At 66.7% G+C, this 13,954-nt stretch carries 9 protein-coding genes; 8 read left to right on the forward strand and 1 reads right to left on the reverse strand.

The window, feature by feature from the left end:
- Positions 1-9: 9 nt before the first annotated feature.
- The 8 genes from pqqB to RZV17_RS14910 all read left to right on the forward strand — a co-directional run bounded on the left by pqqB (position 10) and on the right by RZV17_RS14910 (position 9,556).
- Positions 10-909, forward strand: a complete 900-nt coding sequence (pqqB, locus tag RZV17_RS14875; protein WP_047695267.1) for a pyrroloquinoline quinone biosynthesis protein PqqB — start codon at positions 10-12, stop codon at positions 907-909.
- The gene (gene pqqC, locus RZV17_RS14880) at positions 906-1,658 is read left to right on the forward strand and encodes a pyrroloquinoline-quinone synthase PqqC (protein ID WP_047695268.1); all 753 of its coding nucleotides are present in this window, start codon (positions 906-908) and stop codon (positions 1,656-1,658) included. The genes pqqB and pqqC overlap by 4 nt, the downstream gene beginning before the upstream one ends.
- Positions 1,655-1,933 (forward strand): pyrroloquinoline quinone biosynthesis peptide chaperone PqqD, encoded by a 279-nt coding sequence (pqqD, locus tag RZV17_RS14885; RefSeq protein ID WP_047695269.1) that lies wholly within the window; start codon positions 1,655-1,657, stop codon positions 1,931-1,933. The genes pqqC and pqqD overlap by 4 nt, the downstream gene beginning before the upstream one ends.
- Positions 1,930-3,057 carry a pyrroloquinoline quinone biosynthesis protein PqqE gene (pqqE, locus tag RZV17_RS14890; protein WP_047695270.1) on the forward strand — a complete coding sequence of 376 codons (1,128 nt, stop codon included), beginning with the start codon at positions 1,930-1,932 and terminating at the stop codon, positions 3,055-3,057. Before pqqD ends, pqqE begins: the two co-directional genes overlap by 4 nt.
- Positions 3,058-3,120: 63 nt before the next feature.
- Positions 3,121-3,633 carry a hypothetical protein gene (locus RZV17_RS14895; protein ID WP_047695271.1) on the forward strand — a complete coding sequence of 171 codons (513 nt, stop codon included), beginning with the start codon at positions 3,121-3,123 and terminating at the stop codon, positions 3,631-3,633.
- A gap of 202 nt (positions 3,634-3,835) precedes the next feature.
- Positions 3,836-5,326: a PhoPQ-activated protein PqaA family protein gene (locus tag RZV17_RS14900; protein ID WP_355604572.1), complete on the forward strand. Its 1,491-nt coding sequence runs from the start codon at positions 3,836-3,838 to the stop codon at positions 5,324-5,326.
- Positions 5,327-5,787: 461 nt separating this feature from the next.
- Positions 5,788-6,819, forward strand: a complete 1,032-nt coding sequence (locus RZV17_RS14905; RefSeq protein WP_047695273.1) for a glucokinase family protein — start codon at positions 5,788-5,790, stop codon at positions 6,817-6,819.
- 100 nt (positions 6,820-6,919) lie between these two features.
- A complete protein-coding gene (locus RZV17_RS14910) occupies positions 6,920-9,556 on the forward strand; it encodes a TonB-dependent receptor (protein ID WP_047695274.1) in 2,637 nt (878 codons plus the stop codon).
- Between the two features lie 262 nt (positions 9,557-9,818).
- On the opposite strand, the gene hrpA is transcribed toward RZV17_RS14910, so the two are convergent.
- Positions 9,819-13,934: an ATP-dependent RNA helicase HrpA gene (gene hrpA, locus RZV17_RS14915; RefSeq protein WP_355604577.1), complete on the reverse strand. Its 4,116-nt coding sequence runs from the start codon at positions 13,932-13,934 to the stop codon at positions 9,819-9,821.
- Positions 13,935-13,954: the final 20 nt, after the last annotated feature.

A 13,954-nucleotide genomic window follows, 5' to 3' on the forward strand; every position in this document is an offset into this window, starting at 1 on the left:
CAGTTCTCCATGCGCATCATTGTTCTGGGATCGGCGGCCGGCGGTGGGCACCCGCAGTGGAATTGCCACACACCCGCCAGCCAGCGGGCGTGGCAACAAGCAGACGGTGCCCAACGTCGTACCCAGGCCAGCATCGCCGTCAGTGCAGATGGCCAGCGCTGGGTGCTGATCAATGCCTCTCCTGATTTCCGCCAGCAGATCCTTGCCACGCCCGCGCTATGGCCACAGCAGGGGCTGCGTCACTCGCCGATCGAGGCAGTGCTGCTGACCAGTGGCGAAATCGACCACATCGCCGGGCTACTGTCGATGCGGGAGAGCCAACCATTCTCGTTGCATGCCAGCAGCCGCGTGCTTGATCTGCTGGCACAGAATCCGATCTTCGACGCAGTCAACCCGCACTACGTCACGCGCACGCCCTTCGCGCTCGATACCCCCTTACCGCTGCTCGGCCTGCAGCTCACACCGTTCTCGGTGCCGGGCAAGGTGCCGTTGTTCATGGAATCGCGCAGTGGCGGCGACCTGGCCGGCTCCAACGAAGAAACCCTCGGGCTCACCATCGACGACGGCCGGCACCGGGTGCACTACATTCCCGGCTGCGCCGCCATGACCGATGCACTGCGCGCGCGCCTGCAAGGCGCCGAACTGGTGTTCTTCGACGGCACGCTGTGGCGCGACGATGAAATGGTGCAGTTGGGCGTCAGCCAGAAGACCGGCCAGCGCATGGGCCATCTCAGCATCGACGGACCCGAGGGCACCATCGCCGCGTTCGAAGCGCTGAACGTGGCGCGCAAGATCTTCATCCATATCAACACCACCAATCCCGTGCTCGATATCCACTCTCCGGAGTACGCCAGCGCGCGTGCCAGCGGCTGGGATGTCGCCCACGACGGCCTGGAGATCACGCTGTGACCGCCCTGCTCACCCCCGACCAGCTGGAAGCAGACCTACGTGCCATCGGAGCACGCCTGTACCACGACCAGCACCCCTTCCACGCGCTGCTGCACGACGGCAAGCTCGATCGCGGCCAGGTGCAGGCGTGGGCCTTGAACCGCTTCGAGTACCAACGCTGCATTCCATTGAAGGACGCTGCGATCCTGGCGCGCATGGAAGACCCGGCGCTGCGGCGCATCTGGCGCCAGCGCATCCTCGATCACGACGGCAATAGCGCGGCCGATGGCGGCATTGCCCGCTGGCTGCATCTGACCGACGCCCTCGGCCTGGACCGCCAGCTGGTGGAATCGGGGCGTGCACTGCTGCCCGGCACCCGCTTTGCGGTGCAGGCGTATCTGCACTTCGTGCGCGAAAAGAGCCTGCTCGAGGCCATCGCATCGTCGCTGACGGAATTGTTCGCTCCCAACATCATCGGCCAGCGCGTGGCCGGCATGCTCAAGCATTACGACTTCGTCTCGGCCGAGGCGCTGGCCTACTTCGAGCATCGCCTGACCGAAGCGCCGCGCGATTCGGATTTCGCGCTGGACTACGTCAAGCAGCACGCCGACACCATCGAGAAACAACAGCTGGTCAAGGACGCGCTGCATTTCAAATGCTCGGTACTCTGGGCGCAGCTGGATGCCTTGCACGTGGCCTATGTTGCGCCCGGCATCGTGTGGCCGGACGCCTTCGTGCCGGCGCGCGACGCCAACCGGGCCGCCGCGTGAGCAGCATCACGCGCGACAGCCAGCCGGCCCTGCGCGCAGGCGTACGTCTGCAGCATGACCGCGCACGCGACCAATGGGTGCTGCTCGCCCCCGAACGCGTGGTCGAGCTGGACGACATCGCCCTGGTGGTGGCGCAGCGCTTCGATGGCGTCCGGTCGCTGGCGCAGATTGCGGTGGAACTGGCCGCCGAGTTCGACGCCGACGCCACCGAGATCGAAGCCGATGTGATCGAACTGACGACCACCTTGCATCAGAAGCGTCTGTTGCGGCCATGAACAGTGCACCGCCGCCGCTGTCGGTGCTGCTGGAGCTGACCCATCGCTGCCCGCTGGCGTGCCCGTATTGCTCCAACCCGATTGCACTGGCTGCACTGCGCGAGGAGATGGACACCGCCGGCTGGCGCTCGCTGCTGCAGCAGGCCGCCGACATGGGCGTACTGCAGGCGCATTTTTCCGGTGGCGAGCCGATGCTGCGCAAGGACCTGCCCGAACTGGTGGCGCATGCGCGCGCGCTCGGGATGTACAGCAACCTGATCACCTCCGGCGTGGCGGGCGGCGAGCCGATGCTGGACCAGCTGCAGGCCGCCGGGCTGGAGCACGTGCAACTGAGCGTGCAGGACGTCGACCCGGCCGGCGCCGACCGCATTGCCGGCTATCGCAACAGCCTGGCGAAGAAACGCGAGTTCGCCAGCGCCGTGCGTGCGCGTGGCCTCCCGCTGACCCTCAACGCGGTGCTGCACCGGCATAACGCCGAGCGCGTGCCCGGCATGATCGCGCTCGCGCTGGAATGGCAGGCCGAGCGTATCGAAGTCGCCCATACCCAGTACTACGGCTGGGGCCTGCGCAATCGCGCGGCGCTGATGCCCAGCCGCGAGCAGTTGATGGCCACCATCGAGGCAGTGGAAACCGCACGCCGCGAACTCGGCGACCGCCTGGCGATCGACTTCGTCACCCCCGACTACTACGCGCGCCAGCCCAAACCCTGCATGGGCGGCTGGGGCCAGCGCTTCGTCAACATCTCCCCCCGCGGGGACGTGCTGCCCTGCCATGCCGCCGAGACCATCGACGGCATGCGCTTCGACAATCTGCGCGAGCGCTCGCTGGCCGATATCTGGAACAACGGCGAGGCGTTCGTGCGCTTCCGTGGCACCGCGTGGATGCCCGAGGTCTGCCAGGGCTGTCCCAAGCGCGAGATCGACTGGGGCGGCTGCCGTTGCCAGGCGCTGGCGCTCAGCGGCGATGCTGCTACGCTGGACCCGGTGTGCGAACGCTCGCCCACCCATGCGCAGGTGCGTGCCACCGCCGAACGCGAAGCCGCCGCGCCAGCGCCGGACTTCGTCTATCGCCGGCCTGCCCGCCCCGCGCGTGCACAACCTGCCACTGCAGGCGGCACGGACTGACCTGCGGTGGCCGGCGCAGAACAGCGTCTACACTAGCCACCTCTTTCCTCCTGGATGGCTTCCATGTCGCTCGCGCGCCGCATTCCCCTGCTGGTCTGCCTGACCCTTGCGTTGTCTGCCACCCCGGCCCTGGCGCAGCGTGCCGTCCAGGGCGATCTGCAGTCGCAGATGAGCGCCGAGCAGTTCAAGGCCGCCGGCCTGGACAAGCTCGACGCCACCGAACTGGCCGCGCTCAACGACTGGCTGCAGGGCAAGGTGGCCAAGGAAGCGGCCGTGGTGGTCGAGCAGGCCAAGGAGGCCGGCCGCCAGGAGGTCATCGTGAAGAATCGCGGCTTCTTCGATTTCGGCAGCAAGGAGCCGATCGAAAGCAGCATCGTCGGCGAGTTCAAGGGCTTCTCCAAGGGCCGCGTCTACACGCTGGCCAATGGTCAGGACTGGGAACAGACCGATGCCGCCAGCCTGTCCGGCGTGCGCAAGGACGCACCCAAGGTCAGGATCAAGCCCGGCCTGGTCGGCGTCTGGTATCTGCAGATCGAGGGCTACAACACCCCGGCCAAGGTACGGCGAATCAAGTAAGCACTGGTAACTGCGCGGCATGGGTGAGTCCTGCCGTGCAATGGCAGCGTGGGCTTCGTCCCACCCCGCTGGCGGCCTTGGCACCGCGACCCGGACGTTCGTAACGTGCAAGACTTGCCGTTACGTCCCGGCGCGCCATGTGCTTTCCGCTCGACCTGCCCATGACTGCGCTGGCGCGTTGCACCGCTTCCGGAGGACACCGATGCGCTTGATGACACGTTGCGGTCTTGCCCTGCTGGCCCTGCTCTCCTGCCCGGCGTTGGCCTCTACCGCGGCCGAGCGATGCGCCACCTCGCCGGAGGTCGGGTTTGATCAGGCCCTGGTCTGCTATCACGACGCGGTGGAACAGCAGCCGCTGGTCTACACGCGAGTGGGCACCAGCCGCGTTGCTGGCGTGGAACGGCGCGACTACCTGCTCACCTCGCAGACCTGGTCGCCTGAGGCGCGTGTCACGCCGGCCATCTGGCAGCACGATGTGGCGATCTATGTGCCGTCCGATGCCTTGCCGACCCGCGCGGTGCTGATCTCCACCAACGGCACGCGTCACCCGGCAGACGGCGGCGCGGCGCAGCCGGCCAGCGAGTTGCCGCCGGAGGCGCTGGCTGCGCTGGCGCAACGCAGCCGCACCGTGGTCATCGCATTGAGCGACATTCCCAATCAGGCCTTGCGCTATCAGGGCGACGCCGCGCCAAGGCGCGAGGACGACAGCGTCGCCTACACCTGGTCGCTGTTTCTCAAGGCGCCACAGCAACGCAAGACCATGCCGCTGCATGTGCCCATGGCCGCGGCGATCGCACGCACCATGAGCCTGGCCGAGCGTGAGCTGGCGCCGCTGAAGATCCACCGCTTCATCCTTGCCGGTGCGTCCAAGCGCGGCTGGGCCAGCTGGCATGCCACGATCGCCGACCCGCGCGTCGAAGCCGTGGTGCCGTTCGTGATCGACATCCTCAACATGCCGGCGGTGCTGGACCACATGTACCGGACATACGGGGGCAACTGGCCGATTGCATTCAATGCCTACGCCCGGCAAGGCATCACCACGCAGCTGCAGACGCCGGCGTTTGCGCAGCTGGTGCAACTGCAGGACCCGCTGAGCTACCTGCACTCGCCGTACCGCAAGCGGCTGTCGTTGCCCAAATACATCGTCAATGCCAGCGGCGATGATTTTTTCCTGCCCGACAATACGCAGTTCTTCTATGCGGCGCTGCCTGGCAGCAAGGCCTTGCGTGTGGTGCCCAACAGCGCGCACAACGGCATCCGTGCCGCGGTCGTCGACACGTTGGTGCCCTTCGTGACGCGGCTGCAGCAACAGCGCCCGCTTCCGCAGCTGAGCGATACCTTGCGCAGGGGCGCCGCGCCGCAGATCCGCCTGCGTTCTTCCGAGCGACCGACGCGGCTGCAACTGTGGACGGCCAGCAACCCGCAGGCACGCGACTTCCGCTACGCCTGTGGCATCCGCTATCACGCCAGTCCGCTCGTTGCGGGGCGTGGCCACACGATCGCCGTGCCGGTGCAGGTGCCCGAGACCGGCTGGAGCGCGTACTTCGTGGAAGCCACCTATGCCGATGGCTTTGTCGCCACCAGCCAGACCTACATCCTCGGCAAACAGCAGTATCCGCAGCAGGCGCCGCCGACCGACAACGCCGCCTGCAGCACCTTGCCGGGCATGGAAAGCAGTGCCGCTACGCGTTGATGTCGTGCACCGCCAACCTGGCGGAGACAGCGTTGCCGCAGGTGTCGCCAGCGAAGCGCAGCCCTGGGCGGCGCTGATCCGCGTGTGCGTCCGATGCCCGCGGCTTCCGAACGGCAGTGAGATGTCGTAGCGGTGACTGCGCAGGTCGCCATTCCACCTGCCTGCGTGCTGTCGCGGCGACGGCCCAACTGCCGCCGCACCCGCTGCATGCGCACCGATGGCGATGGCCAGGTTCGCTTGCTGCCGACTGGCGCCACCGCTGCGGTTGACCAAGTGGACACTCTTGACCGACTTGCGCAACGAAGTCTGCACAGAACCGTTCCCAAGCCCCGATTTGACACTTGAGCCCGCCAGCAAGATCGATCCAACCCGACTGGACCATTGACATCGTTGTCACCAACTCCTAAACAGCCGTGACGCGCTGATGGCATCGGCCAATCGGACGGATCAAAGGACTGCATGTGGCTGCGACCTCCCGTTCTGCTCACGCTTCCGCCTCGCCCGCGGTGTCCGCTGCCACCGGCTTCGTCGCGGCCGATGTCGGCGGCACGCATGTCCGGCTTGCCCACGTGACGCAGGCCGACGACGGCGCGGTGGAGCTGACGCACTACCGCACCTATCGCTGCGCCGAATACGCCAGTCTCGACGCCATCCTTGCCGAGTTCCTGCCGCAGGTGAGCCGTGTGGAGGCGGTGGTCATCGCCAGCGCCGGCGTTGCGCTGGACGAGGACACCTTCATCAGCAACAACCTGCCGTGGAGCATGTCGCCCAAGCGCCTGCGCACCACGTTGGCGCTGCGCAGCGTGCACCTAGTCAACGATTTCGAAGCCGTCGCATACGCGGCGCCGCACATGGAGCCGCGTGCGGTGCTGCAGCTGAGCGGCCCCACGCCCCGGCATGTCCGCAGCACCGGCCCGATCCTGGTGGTCGGCCCCGGCACCGGGTTGGGCGCGGCGGTGTGGATCGATGCCACACCCAGACCGCTGGTGCTGGCCACCGAAGCCGGCCAGGTCGCGCTGGCCAGCACCCACGACCACGAACTGCAGCTGCTGCGCATCCTGCTGCGCGGGCAGCACTATCTGCCGCTGGAGCACGTACTGTCCGGCCCAGGTCTGCTCCGGCTCTACACCGCTGTCTGCCAACTCCATGGCGCCTCGCCGCGTCATCAGTTGCCTGCCGCCATCACCCAGGCCGCCTTGCACGAAGACGACGCGCTGGCCGGCGAATGCCTGCAGGTGTTCTGCGCGCTGCTCGGGCATGCCGTCGGCGACATGGCACTGGCCTATGGCGCGGGCGGCGTCTATCTGGCCGGCGGCATCCTGCCGACGATCGGGCACTTCCTGACCACCAGCCAGTTCCGTGCGCGCTTCTTGGCCAAGGGCAACATGCGCGAGGTGCTCGAACGCATCCCGGTCAAGCTGGTCGAGCACGGGCAACTGGGCGTGCTCGGTGCGGCCAATTGGTACCTGCAGCACCACGCTGACGTGTCGTAGGCGATCTGTCGCGCGTTGTTGAGAACGCGCGGTGGCAACACCCCGCATCCGGCGAGCAGCCGCCCGCCGTCCATCCCTGTGCGTGATGAGGAGAGACATCATGAAATACAGCACCACCCTGCTGTCCAGTGCGATTGCGTTGTCGTTGGCATTCAGTGCGCATGCCCAGCAGAGCGATGGCCAGCACGCCACCGACCTGGATGCGGTCCAGGTGGTCGGCATCCGTGCCAGCCTGGAAAAATCGCTCGACACCAAACGCAACAACACCGGCATTTCCGAGGCCATCACTGCCGAGGACATCGGTAAATTCCCGAGCACCAACGTGGCCGAAGCGCTATCGCAGATTCCTGGCGTCACCCTGGATCGCCGTTTTGGACAAGGCGAACGCGTAAGCATCGACGGCACCGATCCCAGCCTCAACCTGTCGTTCCTGGACGGTCACCCGGTGGCGCAGGCGATCTGGCTGTACGGCGAACAACCCAGCCGCGGCTTCGACTACACCTTGCTGGCACCGCAAATTCTGGGCCGCGCGGAAATCCTCAAATCCTCCGAAGCGCGACTGACCGAAGGTAGCCTGGGCGGCACGGTCCTGATGCATACGCGCCAGCCGCTGGACCTGGAGGCCAACGAGATCGCCGGTTCCATCGGCTACAGCTACAGCGACCAGGCCAGCACGGGCAAACCCAACGCGGCGCTGCTTTACAGCTGGAAGAACGCTGCAGACACCTTCGGTATCGCGGTCTCCGCGCAGCATTACCAAGAGCGCGTCGACCGCCGTGGCATGGAAGTCTTCGGCTACGCGCCAGCCAGTACCTTCGCCAATGCTGCAGGCACGGTGCCGGCCGATGCGGACGTACCCAACTCGATCAATGCCGCCTGGTTCCAGCAGGACCGTGAGCGCGACAGTGCCGTGGTCAACCTGCAACTCAAGCCCAGCGATGCGCTGGAGTTCAACCTGAGCGGCCTGTACATCAATGAGAATTTCGACAACTACAACCAGTCGATGTACAGCTTTCTCACCTGGAACGCCGGCACGGTGGCGGCGGTGGACCAGCTGGGCAGCGTGCGCAATGGCGTGGTGACCAGCGGCCACTCCAGCGCCAATGCCGATCCGCTCGGCGGCACGGTGATCTACGACAACAACGTGCGCGAATCGGAAGTCACCACCAAGGGCCTGGACCTGCGCGGCGCGTTCCGCGGTGACGGCTGGGGCTTGAACGGACAGGTGGGCCAGAGCAAATCGGAGAACACCGATCTGTCGCAATACTTCATCGAGCCGTTCTACAACGGTGGCTTCAGCTGGGACACCCGCCGTGGCATCCGCTTCGACGACCCTGCAGCGGCGCGCAACCCGGCCAACTGGGGCTCGGCCGGTGGCTGGTTCGGCAACAACGGCATCTTCTCCACTGAGAGCAAGGACACTTACGGCCAGCTGGACCTCAACCTGCAGTTCGACAGCGTGTTCAACCAATTGCTGCTGGGCGTGCGCCATGGCAAGCATGAAGAGCGCTTCGAGCTCAATGTCTATGGCGGCGTCACCCCGGGCACCCTGGCCGATGTGGGCACCATCGGGCTGACCGATCTGCAGGATTTCTATCCCGATCATGGCCGGCATGTGCAGGCGGGCCGCAATAATGTGCTGAACTGGATCCGCAACAGCCCGGTCGATTACGGCGCGCCCGATCCGGCCAGCTATCTCAACAACAGCTGGGCGCTGGAGCAGACCAACAACGCAGCCTATGCGCAGCTGAATTTTTCCGGCGGCGGTGTGCGCGGCAACCTGGGTGTGCGCTATGTGGATTCCAAGACCGAGGGCAGCGGTTTCGCCTACAGCGGCACGCCCTCGCTGGCCAACGCCGACAGCCTGTGGCAGACCCGCACCCGCAAGGAAGACTTTCTGCTGCCTTCGCTGACGCTGTCGTACGACGCTGCCGACGATTGGGTGTTCCGCTTTGCGGCCGCCAAGGTGATCGCCTGGGCGCCCTACAACCAGATGGTCAACAACACCTTCCTCAACGACACCACCTTGACCGGCAGCGGTGGCAACGCGGAGTTGTCGCCCTACGAATCGTGGAATTTCAACCTGTCGGCCGAGTACTACTTCGCGCAGCAATCGGTGGTGGCCTGGTCGGTGTTCTACAAGAAGATCGACAACTACATCGACACCAGCGCCAGCGTGGAGCGCCAGTACAACGCGCTCCGCGACACCGCGCCGCAAAGCTGGGCGCAATTGCTCGGCAGCAACGGCTGTACTGCCGACGGCTATTGCGACTACAGCATCCAGCGGCCGCGCAATGCCGGCGACGGCAAGGTCAAGGGCTTCAACATTTCCTTCCAGCAACCGTTCGGCGACAGCGGCTTCGGCCTGACCGCCAACTACACCTACGCCAACGGCGAAAACAACACCGGCGACGCCCTGCCCTACCAATCACGCAACAGCGTGGCGTTCAGTCCGTACTACGAAAAAGGCCCGCTCAATGCGCGGCTGACCTACAACTGGCGCGACAGCTATCTGGCCGGCGGCTATGTCGCCGGCGCGGCGCCGGCCAGCGTGGACGACTATGCCGAATTGGGGGCAAGCATCGGCTATGCCTTCAGCCCCAACTGGTCGCTGCAGGTAGATGCGCAGAACCTGCTGGATGAAGAATACCTGCAGTATCTGGGCGACAAGGATCACCTGGCCGGCCGTTACAGGAGTGGGCGCCGTTACATGGCCAGCCTGCATGTGAAGTTCTGAAACGGGCAAGCAACGGCCGCACCGGCCATGGGTCGGTGCGGCCGTTGCTTGATGGGTTGGCAGCCGGCGCGCGTTTGCTGCGTGTCTTGTCTGCGCGCATAAGCCATTGCCGCCGATACCACGCCACGACTCTTCGGCGTGTGCACTGCACGCCGCGCCGGCCGCCCGATGCGATCGGAGCGGCCGGCCTGCTGGTGGTGCGTTCCTGATTCGGCGCGTGCACCCGACGACGGGCAACGCGCTGCCGCACGTCAGATGCCGCTCAGCCCCGCAGCGCCGCGACGCGCTGCGACAACTTCTTCGCAGACACGCCGGACTTGGCGCCCAGTTCCTGCGCAAACACCGACACACGCAGCTCTTCCAGATCCCAACGCAGCGATTGCCATTCCTCGCGCTGCTGCAAGCCGCGCGCGGCCGCGTCATCCAGCGCATCCACGAAGGGCTTGAGTTCGAGCATGCGCGCCTGGTCGCGCGCCGGGTCGCGCTTGGCCCGCTCGGTACGCAGGATCATCGCCCTGAGGTAACGCGGATAGTTGGCCAACGCCTCGGCCGGCGTGTCACGCAAGAACCCGGCATGCACCAGCGCACGCAACTGCTGCTCCAGGTCGTCCAGATTGCCGCGTGCCCAGCCCATCAACGGCGCTTCCAGCAAGGGTTTGAGCTCGGCGACCGCCCCCAGGATGCTTTCGGCCAGGGTCAGCCGCGCCATCGCCTCGCCGAACAGCCGCTTGGTGGCATCGTCGCGACGTTGCGCAAATGCGGCCGGGTCGCGAATCGCAGCCAGCCCCTCGGCCAGCACCGCATTGAGCGCGGCATCGACCAGATCGCCACGCAGGCGCTCCTGCGATTCGATGGCCGCGTACAGCAAGCCGGTCTTGGGCGACACCGGCAATTGCTTGCGCGCCTGCTTGATCTTGTCGGCGAGCGCAATTTCCAGCAGACGCCGCACCCCGCGCGGATGCGCGCGCGCCGCCTCGTTGCGATCGGCGAAGATGCGTAGCGCCGCGTTGTCGCCCTGATCCACCAACGCCGGATAGGCCGGCACACCGGCCTCGCCGGCCACCTGCTCGGGGATCGCGGCGGCCGGGAAATCGCGCAGACCTTCGGCGGCCAGGGCACGCCCGGCCCGCGCGGCAAATGCCTGGCCGGCGCGCTCGCCGAAGCGCGCGCGCAACCCGTCCAGATCGCGCGATTCGGTGAGCACCTTGCCGTCGTCGTCGCGCAGGCGCAGGTTCATCAGCAGATGCGTGTCCAGCGACTCCTCATCGAAATCCAGCGCCGCCACCTGCACACCGGTGGCCTTGGACAGAAACCGCGCCAGCTCGCCGCGGATGTCGTCGGCCGAGGGCAGGCTGTAGGCCTCGTAGAACGCACGCCCGAAGTCCGGTGCCGGCACAAAATTGCGCCGCAACGCCTTGGGCAGGCTGCGGATCAGCGCCGACGCCTTGTCGGCCACGAAGCCCGGTGCCAGCCACGACAGGCGCGCCGGGTCCAGCGCGTTGAGCAGGTGCAGCGGCACCTCCAGGGTGACACCGTCATCGACGGCACCCGGCTCGAAGCGGTAGTGCAACGGCAGCCGCGCATCGCCAAGCGGGAAATACTTCGGAAAGCGGTCCGCCTCGCTGCCTTCGCCCGGCAGCAGGTCGTTCAAGCTCCAATGCAGGCTGCGGCGCTTGTCCGGCGGCAGGGTCTTCCACCACGCATCCAGCCCGCTGGCCGAATGCAGCTCGGCCGGGATGCGATCCAGATACCAGCGCGCCTGCCAGCCTTCGTCGGCCATGATGCCGGCACGCCGCAGCTTTGCTTCTTCTTCGCGTGCCTGCTCCAGCACCTTGAGGTTGTCGGCGACGAAGGCCGCGCGCGTGTTGATCTCGCCGGTCACCAGGCCCTGGCGCACGAACAACTCGTGTGCGCCGGCCGGGTCGATCTTGCCGTAGTGCACCGGCTTCTTCGATGCCAGTACCAGGCCGAACAGGCTGATCTGTTCGGAAGCGACCACCTGCCCCTGGGCGCGCGACCAATGCGCATCGAAGTGCTTGCGCGCCAGCAGGTGCCCCAGTTCGGCGATGGCCCAGTCCGGCTCGATCGCCGCGTTGGTCATGCCCCAGACCTTTTGGGTGTCCAGCAGCGTGGCCGCCAGGATCCACGGTGGCGGCTTGCGCGCCAGGGCCGAGCCGGGGAACGGCACGAACCGCCGCTGCCGGGCCGCCAGAAAGTCGCCCTTTTCGGTGCGGTGGCCGATCTGCGTGGGCAGGCCGGCCAGCAGCGCGCGATGCAGCGATTGATAGGCGGCCGCGCGTTCGCGCTCGCTGGTGCGTGCCGACACCTCGGCCGCGTCGGCCTGCCGGCCTGCCGCCGCGGGCGTGCGCTGCAGCGCCGGCGCGGTGGGATCGGGCTTGCCTTCGCGCGCCAGGCGCGCGGCGCGATGCAGTTGCCCGCGCGTGGGCCGGTTGGCGTTGTGGCCGTCTTCGCGTGCCGGCGCACTGGCACCGGCCAGCAGCGGCGCCAGCACCGCAGTGGCCGGCTCTTCGTTCCAGCCGAGCTCCTCGCACAGCAGCCGCAACTGACGATGCAGCTCGCGCCACTCGCGCATGCGCAGGAAGCCGAGGAAATGCCGGCCGCACCAGTCGCGCAACTTGGATTGGGTGAGATCTTCGTGCACCTGCCGGTACGCTTCCCACAGGCGCAGGATGCCGACGAATTCCGAACGCGCATCGGCAAACAGCGCATGCGCGTTGTCGGCGGCCTCGCGCGCTTCGGGCGGGCGCTCGCGCGGGTCCTGGATGCCCAGGAAGGAGGCGATGATGATCATCTCGCGCAGGCACCCATGCTGCTGCGCGGCCACCAGCATGCGCGCCAGCTTGACGTCCACCGGCAGGCGCGCCATCTGCCGGCCGATGGCGGTCAGACGGCGTTCGGCATCGATCGCACCCAGTTCCAGCAACTGCTGCCAGCCATCGGCCACCGCACGTTCGTCCGGCGCTTCCAGAAACGGAAAGTCTTCGATCCGCCCCAGCCCCAACTGCAACATGCGCAGGATCACGCCCGACAACGAAGAACGCCGGATCTCCGGGTCGGTGAACGCCGGGCGCGCAGCAAAGTCGGCTTCGGCATACAGCCGGTAGCAGATGCCCTCGGCGATGCGTCCGCAGCGGCCCATGCGCTGGTTGGCGCTGGCCTGCGAGATCGGCTCGATGTGCAGGCGGTCCAGCTTCTGGCGCGGGCTGTAGCGTTTGACCCGCGCAAACCCCGGGTCTACCACATAGCGGATGCGCGGTACCGTCAACGAGGTCTCGGCCACGTTGGTGGCCAGCACCAGGCGCCGCCGCGGGCCGGGGTTGAAGACGCGGTCCTGGTCGGCCGCCGACAACCGCGCATACAGCGGCACCACTTCGGTGTCGCGGTATTTGCGCCGCTCCAGCGAATGATGCGCATCGCGGATCTCGCGCTCGCCCGGCAGGAACATCAGCACATCGCCACGCGGGTCGATGCGGGTGATTTCATCGATGGCCGCCACGATCGCATCGTTGACCGTGCGTTCGCCGTCGCGCCCGTTGCCGTCGTCCTCCTCACCGCTCGCCTCGCCCTCCAACGGGCGGTAGCGCACTTCCACCGGAAAGGTGCGCCCTTCCACGCTGATCACCGGCGCATTGTTGAAGTGCTGGGCGAAGCGCTCTGTATCGATGGTGGCCGAGGTGACGATCAGCTTCAGATCGGGGCGCTTGCTCAGCAATTGCTTGAGATAGCCCAGCAGGAAATCGATGTTGAGGCTGCGCTCGTGCGCCTCGTCCACGATGATGGTGTCGTAGGACGACAGCCAACGGTCGCTGGCGATTTCAGCCAGCAGGATGCCGTCGGTCATGAACTTGATGCGCGACTGCTCGCTCACCCGGTCGGTGAAGCGCACCTGGAAACCCACCGTGGTGCCCAATGGGGTCTTCAACTCGTCGGCCACGCGTGCCGCCACCGCACGCGCGGCAATCCGGCGCGGCTGGGTACAGCCGATCATGCCGGCCGCGCCGCGCCCGGCCGCCAGACACAGCTTGGGCAACTGGGTGGTCTTGCCCGAGCCGGTCTCGCCGGCAATGACCACCACCTGGTGGTCGCGGATCAGCGCAATGATGCGTTCGGCCTCGCGCGCAATCGGCAGCTGCTCGTCCAGCGTGATGGCGGGCAGTTGCTCGGCGCGCGCCTGGCGCTGCGCCTGCGATGCCGCCAGGGCTTGCTCGAACGCCTCGCGCACCTGCACATTGCCGGGCTTGCCCTGCCAGCGCGACCATAGGCCCAGCAGACGGCCACGGTCGCGGCTCATCGCGCCATCCACGGCACGGCGGCGCTCGCGCAAGGTATTGGCAAGGTCGGTATCGATAGCGCTCATTGATCGGAAAATGTGAAAGA

This window comes from Xanthomonas cannabis, assembly GCF_040616535.1.
In the GTDB taxonomy this organism is placed as follows: domain Bacteria; phylum Pseudomonadota; class Gammaproteobacteria; order Xanthomonadales; family Xanthomonadaceae; genus Xanthomonas; species Xanthomonas cannabis.

Excerpts from the sequence above, each read along its gene's own strand:
- RZV17_RS14900 (WP_355604572.1), top strand. The coding sequence starts at position 3,836 with ATGCGCTTGATGACACGTTGCGGTCTTGCCCTGCTGGCCCTGCTCTCC.
- pqqB (WP_047695267.1), top strand. The coding sequence starts at position 10 with ATGCGCATCATTGTTCTGGGATCGGCGGCCGGCGGTGGGCACCCGCAG.
- RZV17_RS14910 (WP_047695274.1), top strand. The coding sequence starts at position 6,920 with ATGAAATACAGCACCACCCTGCTGTCCAGTGCGATTGCGTTGTCGTTG.
- pqqE (WP_047695270.1), top strand. The coding sequence starts at position 1,930 with ATGAACAGTGCACCGCCGCCGCTGTCGGTGCTGCTGGAGCTGACCCAT.
- RZV17_RS14895 (WP_047695271.1), top strand. The coding sequence starts at position 3,121 with ATGTCGCTCGCGCGCCGCATTCCCCTGCTGGTCTGCCTGACCCTTGCG.
- hrpA (WP_355604577.1), bottom strand. The coding sequence starts at position 13,934 with ATGAGCGCTATCGATACCGACCTTGCCAATACCTTGCGCGAGCGCCGC.